The sequence below is a fragment of the Pandoraea horticolens genome (genome assembly GCF_902459555.1).
GTDB lineage: Bacteria > Pseudomonadota > Gammaproteobacteria > Burkholderiales > Burkholderiaceae > Pandoraea > Pandoraea horticolens.
This window is the reverse complement of sequence record NZ_CABPSM010000020.1, coordinates 23,395-41,056: the sequence shown is the minus strand read 5'-3', so window position 1 is coordinate 41,056 and position 17,662 is coordinate 23,395. Positions and strand designations below refer to the sequence as shown.

Annotated in this window: 12 protein-coding genes and 3 pseudogenes; 13 read left to right on the top strand and 2 right to left on the bottom strand. The window is 57.2% G+C overall.

Annotated elements, in window-relative coordinates:
* The first annotated feature begins 1 nt into the window (after position 1).
* The 8 genes and pseudogenes from PHO31112_RS23540 (at position 2) to PHO31112_RS23505 (ending at position 12,415) form a co-directional block, all read left to right on the top strand.
* Positions 2-3,814 carry a type VI secretion protein IcmF/TssM N-terminal domain-containing protein gene (locus PHO31112_RS23540; protein ID WP_150623631.1) on the top strand — a complete coding sequence of 1,271 codons (3,813 nt, stop codon included), beginning with the start codon at positions 2-4 and terminating at the stop codon, positions 3,812-3,814.
* Between the two features lie 187 nt (positions 3,815-4,001).
* The gene (locus PHO31112_RS23535; RefSeq protein WP_150623629.1) at positions 4,002-4,625 is read left to right on the top strand and encodes a hypothetical protein; all 624 of its coding nucleotides are present in this window, start codon (positions 4,002-4,004) and stop codon (positions 4,623-4,625) included.
* A gap of 630 nt (positions 4,626-5,255) precedes the next feature.
* Entirely contained in the window at positions 5,256-6,464 is a 1,209-nt protein-coding gene (locus PHO31112_RS23530) for a hypothetical protein (RefSeq protein WP_150623627.1), read from the top strand.
* 488 nt (positions 6,465-6,952) lie between these two features.
* Complete coding sequence (locus tag PHO31112_RS23525; RefSeq protein ID WP_150623625.1) at positions 6,953-7,375, top strand: lysozyme inhibitor LprI family protein; 423 nt, start codon at positions 6,953-6,955, stop codon at positions 7,373-7,375.
* 240 nt (positions 7,376-7,615) lie between these two features.
* Complete coding sequence (locus PHO31112_RS27770; protein WP_246178504.1) at positions 7,616-8,374, top strand: VirK family protein; 759 nt, start codon at positions 7,616-7,618, stop codon at positions 8,372-8,374.
* A gap of 333 nt (positions 8,375-8,707) precedes the next feature.
* Positions 8,708-9,904 (top strand): sugar MFS transporter, encoded by a 1,197-nt coding sequence (locus PHO31112_RS23515; RefSeq protein ID WP_246178502.1) that lies wholly within the window; start codon positions 8,708-8,710, stop codon positions 9,902-9,904.
* A 386-nt stretch (positions 9,905-10,290) separates the two neighbouring features.
* A complete protein-coding gene (locus PHO31112_RS23510; protein ID WP_150623624.1) occupies positions 10,291-11,091 on the top strand; it encodes a hypothetical protein in 801 nt (266 codons plus the stop codon).
* Positions 11,092-11,299: 208 nt separating this feature from the next.
* A pseudogene (locus tag PHO31112_RS23505) lies at positions 11,300-12,415 on the top strand (IS3 family transposase).
* Positions 12,416-12,845: 430 nt separating this feature from the next.
* On the opposite strand, the pseudogene PHO31112_RS23500 reads toward PHO31112_RS23505, so the two are convergent.
* A pseudogene (locus tag PHO31112_RS23500) lies at positions 12,846-13,155 on the bottom strand (hypothetical protein); the annotation flags it as partial.
* Positions 13,156-13,328: 173 nt separating this feature from the next.
* Here PHO31112_RS23500 and PHO31112_RS27260 point away from each other — a divergent pair.
* From PHO31112_RS27260 to PHO31112_RS23490, 3 genes are all read left to right on the top strand, one after another.
* Positions 13,329-13,493, top strand: a complete 165-nt coding sequence (locus PHO31112_RS27260) for a hypothetical protein (protein ID WP_174995855.1) — start codon at positions 13,329-13,331, stop codon at positions 13,491-13,493.
* A 293-nt stretch (positions 13,494-13,786) separates the two neighbouring features.
* A complete protein-coding gene (locus tag PHO31112_RS23495) occupies positions 13,787-14,755 on the top strand; it encodes a hypothetical protein (RefSeq protein ID WP_150623622.1) in 969 nt (322 codons plus the stop codon).
* A 123-nt stretch (positions 14,756-14,878) separates the two neighbouring features.
* Entirely contained in the window at positions 14,879-15,106 is a 228-nt protein-coding gene (locus PHO31112_RS23490; protein ID WP_150623620.1) for a hypothetical protein, read from the top strand.
* Positions 15,107-15,157: 51 nt separating this feature from the next.
* On the opposite strand, the pseudogene PHO31112_RS27765 reads toward PHO31112_RS23490, so the two are convergent.
* Positions 15,158-15,517 (bottom strand): annotated as a pseudogene (locus PHO31112_RS27765) (hypothetical protein); the annotation flags it as partial.
* Here PHO31112_RS27765 and PHO31112_RS23480 point away from each other — a divergent pair.
* Both PHO31112_RS23480 and PHO31112_RS23475 read left to right on the top strand, forming a co-directional pair.
* A complete protein-coding gene (locus PHO31112_RS23480; RefSeq protein ID WP_150623618.1) occupies positions 15,410-15,751 on the top strand; it encodes a hypothetical protein in 342 nt (113 codons plus the stop codon). The pseudogene PHO31112_RS27765 and the gene PHO31112_RS23480 overlap by 108 nt on opposite strands.
* Before the next feature lie 115 nt (positions 15,752-15,866).
* A complete protein-coding gene (locus tag PHO31112_RS23475; RefSeq protein ID WP_150623616.1) occupies positions 15,867-17,309 on the top strand; it encodes a CoA transferase in 1,443 nt (480 codons plus the stop codon).
* Positions 17,310-17,662: the final 353 nt, after the last annotated feature.

The following is a 17,662-nucleotide window of genomic DNA, read 5'->3' as shown; positions in this document are numbered from 1 at the left end:
TATGTTGAAAATCTTTGCCAAAGGCGCACTGTGGGTGGTCCTGCTGCTGATTTTGCTGCTGGCCTGTTGGCTCACTGCGTTGTTTCTGGGCTGGTCAGCGTGGAGCGGCCTTCTACTGCTGTGCGGCGTGCTGGTGGGCGCGTGGTGTGTGGGACGCGCGTGGCGGATGTGGAAAACCTGGCGCCCGCGCCGCAAGCTCACGCAGGAGGGGGCCGCAGCAGCGCCGGCGCGAGATACCGCTCGCGTGGACATTGCCTGGAAGCATGGCGTTCGCTTGCTCAGAAACCTCAGAAACTCGCGGTTCCCGCGCTGGGACAGCACCTTGTATGCACTGCCTTGGATAATGGTGATGGGCACGGCGGGCAGTGGCAAGAGCACGCTGCTCACGCGTTCGCGGCTTTCCTCGACCCTGCGGCCGGTCAACCAGCGCGACCCCGTGCCACCCACCAACTCGCTCGACTGGTGGTACCTCGACCATAGCGTGATTGTTGAGCCCGCCGGCGACATCGTTGATGCCGCAGATCCAGCACATGAGCAGGCCGACTGGCGGCATTTGCTCCACCGTCTGAGTCGCACGCGCCGGCGAGAGCCACTCAACGGTATCGTTCTGACCCTGCCCGCTGGCTTGCTGCTGCAGGCCGACGCGCAGCAGCTAACCGACGCGGGACGCGCTATGCGTTCTCGCATCGACGCTATGAGCCGGATCTACGAAGCACATATTCCGATCTGGATTGTCCTCACGCAATGCGACAAGATCCCTGGCTTCGTGGCATGGGGGAGGGAACTGCCGGCTGCCATGCTGGACACGCCGTTGGGTGTGGAAGCTCAGGCCGCGAACGCCACGGATTTCGTGGCGCAGGCGTTCGCCGCAATTGATCGGCGTTTGGGCGAAGTGCGCATCGAACAGAGCCGCAGTTTCGGGAGCGACAGCAGCGCACTGTTCTTCCCTGAACACGCCGCCGCGATGGCGGTGCCGCTCAGAGCCTACTTGGCTCCGGCCTTCGACGAGAATCCCTACGGTGAAACGCCCTGGCTCAAGGGCATCTACTTTACCGCACAGGTCATGCCCGACGCGCCGGACCCGATCCAGAGATCCGAGGAGTCCGGGGCATCTGGCATCCGAGAAACACGGATGCCCCCTGAAACGCCGCCGGTCGGTGCCGCGCAGGGGCCGGAGCGAACGGAAGGAGTACGGAAGGACACCTCCGTGCCGCAGGGGTGGTTTAGCAAGGACCTGTTCAGCGTCGTACTCCCTGCGCAACGAGACGCCTATCGACCATACACCCGCAATGGGTTGTGGAGACGCTTTGCCCGACACGGAATGGTGGTCGGTTGGCTGACGCTGTGCGGCCTGAGTGCCGTGCTGCTGACGTGGGGCTATCTCGACGCCCGCCAGGTGATTACGACGCTCTCGGCGCGCCCGCAGACGCCCAACTTCAACGGCGACCTGGCGTCGCGGCTGAGGGAGTTGAGCGAACTCGACATGACCAACCGCATGCTCGAGGCCCATGAATCACTCGGACTTTATCGTTGGCTGCCGTATCACTGGCAATTGAATCGATTGGCGAACCACTTCCAGCGCGGCTTCAGCGATGACTTCCGGCGCTACGCGCTGGCACAGGGCGTTGACCAAATGATGGCTCCGCAGTTGGCCGCGTTGAGCACGAGCACCGACGATATGATGGTCGCAGCCTACGTGCAGCACTATGTGCGCCGCATCAATGCGCTCGAAGCCGCACTGACGCAGCAACCACAGGGCGATGCGCCGCTGCCTGGCAGCGAACTGCAGGCCCTTTCGCTACGCTTGGATCCGCACGCACCTTACGATCCGATGATGGCGTCGCGCTTTGCAATGTTATACGGCGACTACGTCCGCTGGCAGCCGGACCGGGGCGCATTGCAGGCCGAACGCGACTCTCTGAGAAACAACCTGGCACAACTTGACATCGCGAATCGCTCAACGTCCTGGCTAATGGCGTGGGCCGACCTGCAGGGCAACGTCACGCCGATTACACTGGCCTCCTTTTGGGGCATCCCAGATCGACCGGAACTGCCCCGTGTGCCGCGCGCCTACACGCTTGACGGCCGTCGCGCGGTTTCCGGGTTCATCGACGAACTGGCGCGCGCCGCGGGCGACGATCCACTGTTGAAGGCGCCGCGCGTCACCTTGGCGAGGCGCTATCGTGAGCAACAGAGAGACGCCTGGCTGCGCTTTGCCACCGATTTTGCGGATTCGCGGCGCTACCTGACGGGCGAGCAGCAGTGGCGCGACGCCTTCGCACTCATTCTCACTCCGGGGGACCCGTACCTTCGGGTCATTCACCAGATTGCCGCCACATTCTCGAACAGCCTCGACGGCGGCCGGGCCGCGCCAGACTGGGCACAACTGGCGGTGCGACTCGACAGTCTAATTACTTCGTCAAAAAACAGCGGCGGCTCTTTCGAGCAGCGCTCGGCAGCACTGTTGTCCCTCGCCAACGCGGTTGGGACGGACGCTGTGCGGGCGGTTGGCACTCGCGGCGCGGACTCTATCGCGCAGCGAGTGCGCGGCAGCACTGCACTGGCCCAAGCGCTGGGTGTCTACCATGAGCAGTTGGCCGCAGCGATCCAGGTCATGCGTCAGGGTGACGGCCACGCACTGAAGCTGACAGCCGATACTTACGCCTATGGCACCGACGCGGCGATCCCGAACACCCCCCTGCATACGGCCGCCGAGACCATTGACGCGATGAAGAAAAGCGATGGCATAGCGGCGCATCCTGCCGATCTTTCAATCTGGAACCTGCTGCGCGGCCCGCTCGACTTCGTCCTGGACTATGGTGGGCGCGTGTCCGCATGTGCGCTGCAGAAGGACTGGGAGGCGCAGGTGCTGGCACCGCTGCAGGGCGTGTCGAGTCCCCAACTGATGGACGCGGCGTTGTACGGCGATGCAGGCGTGGTGCCGGCATTCATGGCGGGTGCGGTCAAGCCCTTCGTAGTGCGCGACGCAACGCAGTATCGCCCGCGTCAGGTGCAGGGGCAGAGCATTTCGCTCAACGGCGCCTTCTACGCGTTCGTCAGTCAGGCTCAGCGCGCCCACGTGGGCGTACAGCAGGCGCAACAGACGGCCGAAGCACAGGCAGCGGAGTTGCCCGCGTTGGAACAGCAAATCAACGAGATATCGACCAAGCTCGACACCCTGAAGGCGACTGTCGGCATCGTCAAACTCACTGCGCAGCCCGCCGAGGTCAATCCCGGCGCCAAGGTGCTTCCGGAGCAATCGAGCTTGACGCTACAGTGCACCAGTGGTCAAACCACGCTCGACAACTACAACTTCCCAAGCAGCAAGACGTTCAACTGGTCGCTGGCCACCTGCGGCGACGTGACGCTTGACATGCGTTTGCCGGGCGTCAAGCTCACTCGCCATTGGTCGGGGCCACGCGCGTTCGTCGATTTCCTGCGTGCGAGTGCAGACGGGCGATACACCTTCGATTTACGCGACTACCCGAACGAGCAGAAGATGCTGCCGGCATCTGTGGAGTGGGTCAAATTGAGATATCAGCAGCAAGGGCAGGGGCCTCTGCTGGCGAGTTTCGATGAAGCGGATCGACTCACGAAACTGCTCAAGATGCTTACTGACCGACGCGCAGCACTGCAGAGTGCGTCCGCCGCAGCCGCCAGCAGCGTATCGGAGAAGGCGCCGCGTAGCAATGTGTATGCCGTGCCGCGCGAAATCTCCGCCTGTTGGGTCAACGCCGTGCCTGTACAGGAAGGGAAAGTGGCACCTGCCACCACCTCTCGTATGTCGCGAAATACGGCATCCGTCGCAAACTAGGTCGGACGGTCTAACAGTGCATGACCTGCTCTTGAATTTCCTGACCCTTCGAATCATGACCGAAACGTAGAAGATCGAATGTTGTAGAGAGGCTTAACCTCCGATGACAGTTCAGCCTTCCAAAAAATAACCAAGCCCGTCTCTGAGCGCGATGTCTGCGGATGGGATGCGCCTTCCGCTTACGCTCATGAAGAGCGGAACGCTGCAATTTCCCGGTTCACCGACAGTTCTCGACCAGACCACGTTTTTGGCCTTCCGATTCTTGCTATTGTCAATAGAGGAGATCGCGTTGAAGCATCGTTTATGTAACTATGAACAGTTGGTTAAACTAAATAAAGATCGGGAAACCGGGATGTCTCATACGGAATTTGCTCACCTCTATCCGAGCCACACCTGGCGTGCATTACAAACTCAAGCGTGCGAGGTAGACGCCAAGCGTCCAACCAAGAGAGCGCTTTTGCGCCAACAACTCATTCGCTACATGAACCAAAATGCTGGCGTCACCATTGCGCAAGCCGCAGGTGATTTAAGTTGCTCCCTCGCCCGCATCCGCCGGCTTATTCGCGCGTTTCACCGCGATAAGACCATATACATTGCTGGGTTCCGACGAGCGGCACCCGTCTACGCTTGTGGTCCCGGCCCGGACATGACGCGACAGGAATGGGCTGAACAAAAACTGCGAGCGGATCGCGATGCACAAGCAAAAGGCGGGGTAACGGACGGGCCTAACATCGTTTTCACTCGAGCAGCCGAACAGCCATGCGCTGTGGTGAGAGATCCTCTCATGGCAGCGTTTTACGGTTCGATATAACCGCATGGTTCCTCGCGAGCGTCCTTGAGCGGGCGCTGCCGGGTATGAATCAGTTTCTGAAATTAAAGCGTGCTTTTCGTCAACTTCATGAACCCAAATGGGCGCGTAATTCCGCAGGCGAACCCATCCTGCCGAGCGATTTGTGCAAGCTTGGATAGCGGGTCTCTGTGACAATGAAGACGGCTACGATGGGCCGCTGCCGATGATTCATGGCACGTCACGATCGCATGTTTATGAGGAGAGGTCATGTACGCCGTTTCCGGTGCCGGGGCTCTGCCACTCAACTTTCTGTGACTACGTCGACGCCGGGGCTGCATACCCCCGCTGGGCGACGTGTGCGAGGCTGATGGAGGGTCCGGTACGCCGCCGAGCTCACCCAAACGATTCCTGCCCCCGAATTATCACAACGACTGGAGCAGCGCCGAGACATTCACGAAAGTCGGGAGCAGCATGCCAATGCCGTGACGAAAGTCGCGATCGCGCCAGAAACAGCATCTCATAACCCGACACTTCGAGAAATCGGGTGCAAGCATCTCAAACGGTAGCATTCGCCTCACAGGACAGGACCGGGCGTCAAAGTTAAGACGGCGCTGTATTTCTTGCTCAACCACTCTCCATCACGAGATAACTATGCAGATCTTCGGAACCGGACACGATGTCCGCGCATACGCGCGAAACCATGATGGAATTTCACTCAAAGCTCAGCGTACCAGTGACTCGGAAACCGTTCGCAACATAATTCGCGACTATTCGGGTAATGCCGTGTTTCTGCAACGGGCGGCGTCGACCATCCACTATCTGCATAAGCAGCTAAATCTGGAAAAAAGTAGTGAGGAGATAAGCGTTCTGAGCGTCGCCAACAGGCTCGATGGAACGGATGAGCCATGGCCGAACAGCGCTCAACGTGAGCACATGGCCGCTGCCCTCATTCGTCTATGCACCCGCCGTCATGCCACGTTTGACCGGCTCTTTCGCAGCAAATCCAACTTTCCGCATCATATTGCCGAAATCTTGCAAGATCTGCCATTGGATGCCGGTTTGCAAGAAGATCTGCCATTAGATACTACCTTGCAAGGAGAGCATGAGCTTCCTCGCGTGCAGCCGCTTGTCCTTCAAGGGCAAGCTCTCATCGCACAGCTGTCCGTCGAGTGCGAAGTCTCCCGCTCCACCGGTAACTACGAAATATCGCAAACTAAAAGGGAATTTGAGGCTCAAGGTTTCGAACAAGAAGTAAGGGGCGGTCCAACTGGTCTGGTTGAACCTGCAACTTCTAGTATGAGCGAGCAGATTTCCGAAACCGTAAACGTCAGTCTGACGGCAATGTCAGACTTGATAACCTCTTTCGGAGAAACTGACGGAGGGAAGCGAGACATTATCAATAGTTTTCTTTCTGAAATATATTTCAGAGAAATGAAGGAATTTTCTGATCGTCTACTCAAGGAGATTAGCATTGAATATCTCAAAGAAATTGGTTCAATAGCTAAGGATGCCGGACTTGATATGAGGCAGGCTGACTTCGCCGGGGTTCTTGTGCCGAAAGCTCAGGGGACAGATGTGTTTCGCACGTTTGTCGAAACATCATGCCAATCTCTGGGGAAAGTAAATGCAAGTACCTGGCTGAATGATATGAGGCCGGAAATAGCGAGGCGGGTGCATCAGGACGGGCTTCGGCTCGTGGTGCCGATGGCCGAGGAATTGGGCTACCTCGATCCGACGACATTCCGCGACAGGTTAAGGGGTGCTGCATCGCGCTTTCTCCCCTCGATAAATAACGCAGAGCCGCATGGGATTAAGGGCACTGACACCTCGCCTCACGGCGTCGATGGGCCGGAGAAGTGAGTGCCATGGTTAGCCCCTCCGTAAAGGCGGGCGCGCACGCCGCCCCCCCTGGATTGCCTAGTGCGGCGTCGTGTTTCTCCGTCGATGGTGCCTGCCACACCATCCGCCACCAGCTTCGAGGTCGTTTGCGGCTATACAGAGACGTTACGGGGCAAGCCGTTTCGATGAAGGCCTGGGGACTCACACTTCACTTGGGTCTCCATATTTTGCGAGTCCATTCCCTAGTTCCGGTTTGAGATTCTCATGAAGAAGAATATCCTCATCGCTGTCGCCGCCGTTGCGGTTGTTTGGGCGCTGCTGAGCCGTGCGGAGCCCGCAAACTCCAGAAGGCGTCGGACTGCTGGGCACAAGTCGCTCCCCGTGCGGCGGCTTCCGCGGGCTATTTTCGTTTCCTTTGCCGGAGGTCGTCCTGCGCGGCGGACCTCGTGCCGCTCACCGGCAGAGCTCGGAACCGTCGGCAGATCTCTTCGATAACCAGGAGCAAGATAATGAAGATCAATGCAGTGCATCGTGTTGCGACGGGACTCGTCCTCGTTGCAATTTTTACTCAAGTGTCGGTAGCCGCAGAATCCGCCGAGGCCCTTTACGCGCAGTGCAAGGCCAAACAGTCCATGGTCCAACAGCGCGAGTGCTATCCCGTAGTGGAAAGGCAGTCGGAAAACGAACTTTCAGCAGCGGAGAAGAAAGCGCGAGCCGACATGGTGAAGTTGGAAAGTGTGAGCGAAGGTAGTCGTGCGATGCATCCCGTTATGGCATTCGACAAGGCCGAGCGTGCATATCGGGCGTTTCGGGATGCCGAGCGTAATCGCGTGCTGGCCTCCTACGGCTCTGGCAATGGCGGTGACCTTGCCGCGAACCAGGCAACCATCGAAATGAATCTGGCACGGATCAAGCAGTTGATGGGGCAATGATCTGACTTGGAAAACTTGAAGATCGGGCGCATGGGCCGCAACCGCGTATTTCGGCTTAACGGCAGGGAGCAATTGCAACATCGCTCCAGGCCCGACACGCCGAGTGTTTGAACCTACGCTGATTCAACCAGGCGGACGAGGTCTCAAACGCCAGAATTTGATGCGCTCGAATATCTCAGTCATTGCTTCGGCACTGCGCTGAAGACCATAGAATTTTTGCAAGAGGACAAGTGTTCTACCATGGCCGAATTTGTTGCAAAGGCCCGCAGGTACGAGTCAAACGTCAGCCGATCGCAGATACACCCGCATCCCACACCTTCACCTCAAGACGATTTTCAGAAGATGGAATCGGCTTTGCCACGGTTGCCCAAACGGAAAAATGGCCCCTCCGAGGACAGTTTTATCCGGTGCAATATCCAGCCGTTGAACGACAACCCCGGCAATCCCAAGTACGTCGCAACCTTGTTGAGGCAGATTCAAGCGCGGTTTGTAAGTAACCGAGGCCGTTTTCAAAGTTTGAAGTGGCCCGAAGAAATCGGGCAAGTCATTTCCTTGGAGTTGGCAATGAAACGAAAATGCTCAAGTATATCCACGCTCGTCATGGCTGTAGCGATCGCCGCCGGCAGTTGGAGTAGCGGCTCCTTTGCAATGAAACCGGATAGTGCTTCTTTGGCAACGGCTGTGATGGCCGGCAAAGATATCCACGTTACGCTTGATCTCTCGCTTTGCACTGAGCCTGGAACACTATTCCCTGGCCCGGCGCACCGTGGCAGCGTGCACCCAGACGCTTTCATGGTCTTGAAAGACGGCACTGTCGCATTCTCAAATACCCACTTCACGGTGCGCTCAGACGATAGACCGGTGCAGGAATTCATGAAGTACCGCGTTCATCCTGATGGAAAGGTGGAACTCCAGGTTATCGTGCTTGACGCGGGTCACCTCTTGAATAAAAAACAATACGATTGCGCAGTAAGTCATGGCGTCTCATTTTACTGGTAAGGCTCACCTCAAAGGTGGCCGCCGCCAGTTGTGGGAGCGCGGACAGCCGAAGCAGCGAAAAGCGGGGGGGGGGCTCCCTTATCGACGAATGAGAACGCGATGCGAAACATCATGGCATCACGTAAACTTCAGACTTCGTTCATGCCAAGCCCCCATGGTGCGGTCTATAGTGCATCGATCAGCCCCTTCACCGAGGTTGCAACGTATAAGGTGTTAACACCACTGGAGACATGCATGCCTAACGACCGCATGAGCACCCCTGGTCCTTCTGCTTCCTTCCCCGCCAGCCTTAGTTCCGAGCCCCGCAAGTCTTCCGCGAACCGCATACTTGCCATGCTGGCTATGCTCTTCTTCGCAATGGGGCTCATTACGTCGCTGAACGATATTCTGGTACCTCACTTCAAAGTTGCCTTCGATCTGACATATCGCGATGCTGCGCTCATTCAATCGAGCTTCTTTGCGGCGTATTTCATCGTGTCATACCCTGCGGGACAATACACCGAGCGCGTTGGCTATCAGCGTGCAATGGCCAGTTCGCTCTTGCTGGCCGGCCTTGGCAGCGCGCTGTTCTTTCCCGCAGCGGCACTCGTTTCGTATCCTTGCTTCCTCGCGGCTCTATTCGTGCTGGCAAGCGGCGTCACGTTGCTCCAGGTTGCGGTGAACGCCTATGTAGAGACGCTGGGCCCGCGTGGAGAAGCTGCCAGCCGTCTCACGTTGGTGCAGGCATTCAACTCGTTAGGCACGATGGTCGGGCCGCCGCTCGCGGCACTCTGGATCCTCGCGCCGTACGCCTCCGAGACAGGCCACTTGGTGGATAGCGTGCGAGGCCCGTACGGACTGCTCGCGGCGGTGTTGGCACTTGGTGGCCTAGTGCTTTGGCGTCTGGCACCGCGGGAGCCGAGGGCAAGGGACGCGTCGCCGCCGGGGGGGCTCGGAAGCATGCGAGGCCTGCTGGCACACCGTCCTTTGCGTTACGGCATCGTAGCGCTATTTCTTTATGTCGGTGCCGAAGTGAGTATAGGGAGTTTCCTGATCGTCTACCTGACGCATACCTCGACGGGCATTGCTGATCACGCACATGCGAGCCGGTATCTGGTGTTTTATTGGGGGGGAGCGATGGCGGGGCGGTTCGTTGGCGCATGGTTATTGCGAAGGATGTCGCCCGGCCGGCTGCTGAGTTTGTGTGCGCTTTGCAACCTGCTGCTGATTCTCGCGTCGCTGACGCTGCCAGCATCATCTGCGATGTGGTTGCTACTGGCATGCGGTTTGGGTAACGCGATCATGTTTCCGACGATTTTCTCGCTCTCCGTTGGCGGGCTCGGCGCTCGCGTTAACGAAGGCGGCGGGCTCATCTGCATGGCTATCGTAGGGGGAGCGGTTTTGCCATATATGCAAGGTGCGTTGGCGGACGCCGTGGGAATCGTGCTGTCGTTCCTCATCCCGGCATTGGCGTATTGCTATATCGCAGGGTTCGGGGCATGGTGTGCGCGCTTCATGCCTGAGTCCACCGCGTCGGCACCGACACACTAAGAGGCCAGAGCAAAAGAGTGCTCGATGCGTCCGTTGCCAATTGGGTCACGCACTACTTTGGTGGGGACTACCGCGACAACCTCTTTTCACCCGTCGAGACGGTGCTGGGGACACGCATACTCCGGCGGAGTGGCCCCGTGAGCAACCACAGGCTACCGTTTCGTCCAGCGGCACCCGGGCACCGCCGTTGTTAGTGCCGTGATCGTTTTTTGATATCGGTATGTTCAACAGAAGGACATCATTGAACTGGCATGAATCGTCGGGCGAATGTGACCGGTCAGCCGCTGTCGCCAGCAAACACTCAGCACGAGAGGCGAGGGCGGGTGAGCCGTCTGCGCGCGGGGGAATGGCACGGCAGGAGGAGCAGAGCCTCACGACTGTGCTTAATGTCTGCAAGCGTGGCGCTGGGAGTGGCGGGGCTGAGTTCCACGATACGCCAAAAGGCCGCAACCGGACCAACAATCGACTTGCCGTTTCTTGGGGTTACGATGAACATTCGCCTTATCAGTGGAAGTTCGTGCCGTCGATCAATCTACGAAAATGATATTCGTGCCTGTGTAACCGCCAGGCACGAGAAAGACGTGCTTAGTCTATGCGGAAAACTCGCAGACTTTTTTCGTTGGTCAAATAAGGAGGCCGCCAAGGTCGCTATTTTTCGCCTCGCCCATGAGGGCACAGCGGCACAGCAACTATCTTTCTTTTGTGAACTTAAACAATATGTGACGAATGAGTGGCAAAACTCATTGACGTGGCAGATTTTCAGTGACAACCCTCCCGTCTTCCATATAGGAGAAGTCGGCATCCGGGGCTGTACCGTTTCCGAAATTGCACCGACGGACCACATCGTCTTTGATCTCGAGGATACGTGCCGCCTGCTTTGTTCAATGCACTACGATGGCAGCAGTGTCATCTCCGAGTTTCATCGTTTTGCAGTTGGAACCGTGGCGGGCAGGAGCGCTGATTCGGTGCTCGCGGCCCAAGAGCGGTTTCTGAGCGACGCACCGAATTTGCTCAGCGCCCTAAAGCTCATTGGACTGCCTCAAGATCATTCGTTTCGTGATATTGGTCCGACAGTTGAACGAATGGTCCATGAAATGACCGGCGACGTGGATGCTGCTGCGCGCGCAGCCCACAATGCAGTGAACCTGACGTACCTGGCCACCCTGGATGAGCTCAAAGCACCGTGAATGCCCGTCACCTCCCGGTCATGCCGGTAAAGCGCAACGGTGCAGTGGCTGACCGTGCCTTTACCGACGGGCATCAGGTCTCACTTGGCACGCGACCGTAGCCACGGAGCTAAGGTCGCCCAGAAGATTGACCTCCCCCCGAAAAACCGTAGCATCCAAAGCTGCAGATTTCTGGCAAATTTGAAGCCCTGACGGGCAGGAGATTTGTATGAAGAAATCGAAGCTCACCGATGAGCAGATAGCTTTCACGCTGAAGCAAGCCGAAGTGAGTGCCACGGTGGCAGAAGTGTGCCGGAAGATGGGTATTTCCGAAGCCACGTACAACTGGAAGAAGAAATGCGGCGGCCTCGGGGTTTCCGAGTTGCGGCGCCTGAAGCAACTCGAAGAGGAGAACGCCCGACTCAAGCGCATGGCGGCCGATCTCAGTCTGGACAAGCAGATGCTTCAGGAGGTGGTGCAAAAAAGCTGTGAAGCCAGCCCGTAAGCGCGAGCTGGCTAATTTTTTTGATTCAAGCGTATCGGGTGAGCATCCGGCGGGCAACAGCGGTATTGCAGCTACGCCAGGCCACGTACTTCTCTGTGCCGAGCCCACGTGATGACCGTGCCGAGCGTCGGCGCATCCGGGAGATTGCCGAAACTCGGATACGTTATGGTGTAGAGCGCATTCACGTTCTACTGCGACGCGAAGGCTGGTTGATCAATCCCAAGAAGACCTACCGAATCGACTGCGAAGAGGGACTGAATCTGCGGCGCAAGCGGCCTCGTCGTCGTGCCCGCTGCCGTGCTCCGCATGGAGCGTCCGGAAGTCTCTACCGTGAACGCCTGCTGGGGCATGGATTTCGTGGCCGATCAGCTATTCAACGGACAGAAAATCCGGGCCTTAACTGTAGTCGATAATTCTAGCCGGGAGAGCTTGGCGATTACCGTCGATTACGCCTTGAAGGCGGGGGATGTCGCGGCCACGATGTCTCATCTGAAAGCGCTGCGTGGTACGCCGAAACGAATACAGGTCGATAACGGCAGTGAGTTCATCTCACCTGCGCTGGATCACTGGGCGTATGAAAATGGCGTAATCTTGGACTTCTCCCGACGGGGCAAACCCACGGACAATCCATTTATCGAACCATTTAATAGCAGTTTCCGGGATGAATACCTGAACGTGCACTGGTTCTTGTCATTGGACGATGCGCGCGAGAAGATCGAGCGCCGGCCACGAGATTACAACGATTTCAGGCCGCATAGCTCGCCAGGCGTTCTGACCCCGCGCGAGTTCCGACTCGCACACCTGGACGCCGAAAATCTCCCGCCCAAGGTGCTCGGTTAATCGGGGGGAGGTCAATTGCATTTGCATAAATCGCTCATGCGGTACCGCGCAAACGCGGGGATTCGTCCAGCGTAGTACACTTGGGCCGCCGTAGCTAATCTCTCTGGCTCCCTCAGGTGTAGCGACGGCCCCATTGCGTTGCCCCCCCCCCAAGGTTCGCAATGGCCTCACGCCGCTTCACTAAGAAGCGGCATTTTTTTCGCCCTTGCCCCCGTCCCTTTGCGACGCAGTTGAGGTGGCGCGGATGGCTTGCGGGCAAGTCCGTCGCTTGGCTTGAAATCCACTCGCTACCAAGTCGGCTCCGAACAACTCGTTTTTTTCTGCGGCACCGATTTCAGCTTGCCGTCGACCTGCATATGATCGATCGTCGGCTCAATGGCGCTGCGGCGTCGAATTCGCCGCAATCACCGCGCGCAGGCTGTGCGCTAATCGTGATCGGCACTTCCACGCCGAGCTCGTAAGGCGTGCGCGCGTTGCCCTTGTCCTTCCGCCGTTGCGACAGAATCTGCTTGGTGCGGCCAATCAGTTCTTCCAGTTGCGCGCGGCTTTGCGCTGCCACGGAGCCGAACTGTCGCTCGACGTCGCGGATCAAACGGCCCACGCGCGAGCGCTTCGCCGCTCCAATCGTCTCGGCCCGAAGGGTCTTCCACGGCGGCCTCACCCAAGCACTTACGCCAACATGTCAGGCTCGATGGGGCGATCGGCGGCTTGATCCGCAGGTACGTCTCGCCCATGAACATCCCATTAGCGTTGACCTATCGAGGTTGATAGTTCATGAGCAACGCATAGACGACTAATGTAGACAATCCGTCTTGCCGAGGAGTCATGCGATGCTGGGCGACCTCCGGATAGGGTCAGGCGAAATCGCAGGCCAAATTGTCGTTCAACGTCAGGATATCCAAGGAGAGCGCACATGAGAAATACGCCACTGGTGCAACTGGAGAATGAACAGCAAACCAATGCTCGAAAATTCTCGAATCCGTCGGCAGCGGATGAGCCCGACCGCCAGCGCACCCTCAAGTATCTGGTTTTACGCTATTACGAATTGTGCGCAAGTCACCGGATTGGCGATATATAGCTCAGTGCCCCTCTCACAAGGGATTTTTTTGAGAATTATTCAACTCGGGATATATAAATATAATCCTTTGTTCGGCATGAAAGCCACGAAAGGAGTAGTAATTGGAAAAAACGGACAAGGAAGCGCTGTGAACTTCTTCGTGAATGCCGTTGGAAATATAAAAATATTCGAACAGACGACAGCGAGAATAATGAATCCTCGTGATTTGAAATATAGTCAAGTACACGTTGTCTCGTAGTACACAGAAAATATCAAGGCGGACCCCCTCAACCGTGATGGAGAATAAATACACCATGAATCAGAAATCGGAAAACAATATAAGCAATAGCACAGCCGTTGATCCGAAGAATATCGTCGCGGGTCAAACATACCTCTTCTGTCAAAATAGCGGTATACCGTTATATGGTGGGGGGGTGGGGGCTGGTTATCTTCTGCCAGTTATGGGAAGAGCGGAAGGGGACGCTGCAATCTGGCCGACTACGAACACCAGCGGTGCCGCGTGTGATCAGTTCATAACGGGATTGATTTTTGATAAAAAGCCGTCCCAACAAAGTCCATCCGTCGCCCACCTTGGCGCACCTCTCGCTAACAGTTATTTAGTAGCAAAGAGCTACAGCGCGCCAACAGGAACGACTCTGGATGGAGTCGGCTTTAGCTCATCCGGTACCCCCCTTGCGCTATACCTTTCCGATGACGGCCTGCTATGTACCGCAGATGGGAGGGCTTTCTGCAAGCGAGACCCAAAGACTTACAAAGGAACAGACACGACGGGGCCAGCATATGCTTGGTATGACAGCTCCCGCTGGACCGAACTTGGAGTCAAATTCACTGTTTCCCAGTTTTTATATACCGAGAGCAATATATACTCCTTAGTTACTGACGCATGGCCAAAAGCTATAATAACAAATGCATACACGAGGCTGGATCGGAAATTTATTGCGGTATGCCAAGACAGATTGGTATCAATTTATAATGGATCCACCATACCGAGCATGAATGGGCCGTTGAATCAGGGGTTTGTAGAGAGCGATGATCTAAGTTATATATTTAGAGCGAATGCGGCCCTCAGCGCTGACGATAACGACAAACGCCTTGCATCGGGATATGCCATAGGATTAGTGATCGGTCAAAATGGGGCGACAAGGAGTATGGCGACTTTCTGTGTAGGTTACGATGGAAATGTTTATTTAATTGACCTGAATAATTTTGGTCTATTCCAAATTTCAAAATGGACTTTTACGCCAAAACTTGTGATCCTGTAGCTTATGAAGGAAACCAGACAGCCTAAAGGACGTTGTTGCATAAATCGAGCGAGAGGTTGGAGGGGGCGTTGGTGATGGATTCCTCAGGCGATGCGCACGGATTTCGGACGCACAAGGTCCGTCATGCGGCTGATCACGCCTACGCGGATGGCGATCTCGCTCGCCTACGAGTCGATGTGGCGCAGCGCGCGTTTCACCTGTCCGAAACGCGTGATTGTGGACACGACGGTGATGCAGAAGGCGATTGCACACCCTCCAATTCGCGGCTGCTGGAGCGTGCTGCGAACACCTGGTGAAGGCTTCAGCTCGGCTCGGTGGCGGCGTAAAGCCGCGCGCAGCTGGAAGGACTGATTGGCTGCACCAAGCGGATTCTGTCACAACGGCAGAAGGACGGGGCAAGCGCTACACGCTGCATGCGCAGGAAGTGGAATGCTTGGTATGCCTTACGAGTTTGGTGTGGAGGTGTCGATCACGATTTACGCGCAGCCTGTGCGATGATTCGGCGTCGCAGGTAAACGAATTGTTCAGGGCCGCCGAGTGTCCCGTTCCGCTGATTCGGGAACAAAGTCTATGCAGCTTTTCAAGGGTGGCATTGGCTGAAGCGGTGCAGACAGCGGGGCGGGCTGCCGGCCACGCCTTGACCTTCGGATGCTTGTGACTGCCGTAGTTGTCCACGATGCAGTGCCCGTCGAGATCAGCCGGGACAGCCTTGTCGATTTCGCGCAGGAGCGACAGGAATTCCTGCTGTCGATGGCGCGGCTTGCCGTAGCGTACTTCGTCATAGAGTCCGTTGATGCGCTGATCCAGAAATCGGAGACGCCACTTGCCCGCCGTGGCGCGCGTGAATTTACGGCACTGCAGGCTTCCGCTTGCGTTCGTGACACTCCCCGGCCAACCTTCTGGCTGGTGACGGCGATGGTGCCTCGCACATCATCAAAGATTAAAAAAATATGTAAATTAAATTATTATTTATTGTTGTTGGGTACATTCAAATAAGAGAATAATCTCTATTATTCGAAAGTTTAATAACTTGTTCCGGATTTTTTAATTTATGATTTTCGGGAAAGGTGATATAGCTAATGTAGATTAATTCTTTGAATAGGAGTTGCTCGTGGCGATAGTCGACAGCAAGACCTCCCAACAAGCCCTTGATATGATCCTCGCAGCAATCGGATTGCGCGAGGCGGATCATAAAGGTGAGGTCACGATCCGGGGCAAGGACCCTATCCTGGCTTCACGTCACCGTTTCGGAGAGCTGATGGCGGCCGCGCAGGCGGCTTTCGGCATGGCGCTCGGCGAACTCTGGCAGTTGCGGGGAGGCAAGCCGCAGAGCGTGACGACCAGCGTGCGCAACGCTGTGCATCAGCACCATGGTATCGCATTCATGCGCCAAAACGGCCGGCTTCTTCCCTTTACCGACTATGGGGTTGCTGGCGGCGTCGATTCTCCTTTGAGTGGCGAATTCTATCCAACCCGCGACGGGCGGTTCATCAAGATTGAGCTGTTCTATCCCCGGCTGCGCGACGCGATTTTCAAAGTTCTCAAATGCGCCCCGACCCAACATGCAGTGGAAGCAGCGATCATGCAGTGGGATGCCGAGGCATTGGAACGGGCGGTGCGCGAAGAGGCGGGAGCTATCGGGGTTGTTCGCAGCGCGGAAGAGTGGTTGGCGCATCCGGTAGGGCGCCGCTTGGCAGCCAAGCCCATAATCGAGATTGAGAAGGTCGGCGAGAGTGATCCCGTGCCGCTTCCCTTGGGGTGCGACGCAGCTCTGGCCGGCATCCGCGTCCTCGACTGCACTCATGTCATCGGAGGACCGGTCACCGCACGCACCCTCGCCGAATTCGGCGCCGATGTGCTGCACATCTCCAGGCCGGACTACCCTGATCATATGAACTGGCGCCTGGAAACCGACATCGGCAAGCGCGCCGCCTATTGCGATTTCGACGACGAAGCCGACATGCGGCGTTTCTTCGACCTGCTCCAGAAGGCGGATGTCTTCACCTGCTCATATCTCAACCTCGATCAACGCGGCATCTCCCCGCGTCGACTGGCCGCCGGCCGGCCCGGCATTATCGCGCATGAGCTGCGCTGCTTCGATTTCGAAGGCGAATGGGCGAATTTCCGCGGATTCGACATGATGGCCGTTACCGTCTCCGGTTACGTCAGCGCCGAGGGTGCGATCGATGCGCCCATCATGCCGCTGCAGGTGATCTTTGCTGATTATCTTGCGGCCTATGCCGGCGCAGCCGGAATAGCCGCAGCGCTTTATCGCCGGGCAATCGAAGGCGGCAGCTATCAGGTCAGGGTATCGCTGACACGGATGTGTATGTGGGCACAGGAGCTGGGGCTGCTTGATGCGGCAGAGGCGCTCAACGGCACCCTTCCTTTTGCCGATTTCGCGAAACAGATCGATGTTCCGGTGACGAAGATCGACAGCCCGTTCGGCGAGATAACTTATCTGCCGAGCCTCATCGAGATGCCCGACATAAAGCCCGGCTACGTGCGCGGCCCGCAGCCGCTCGGCTCGTCATTGCTGCAATGGCTGGATTGACGCAATCCGCCCGTCCAAAAGCAAGGAGCAGCGCACATCACATGTACAGCAGCCGATGTGACGGGCGAGGTGCCTGACCCTGCCTCGATTCCACGTACAGCAGGAAGTTTGATAACTTTTTGACTGTATGAAGAAGAACATGGCAGGGAATGTCGTACCGAGACGGCAGTACCCGGAGGAATTCAAGGTTGAGGCGGTGCGGCTCGCTGAGAGCGCCGGTCAGCGTGAAGCCAGCGTGCAGGCTGGGCGTGCCGGTGGCGCCGAATCTGTTAGATCGGCGCTTCAACGGCTGGCGGCCCAATCAAGCCTGGGTAAGCGGGTAAGCGACACCACCTTCATCAGGACCCGCGAGG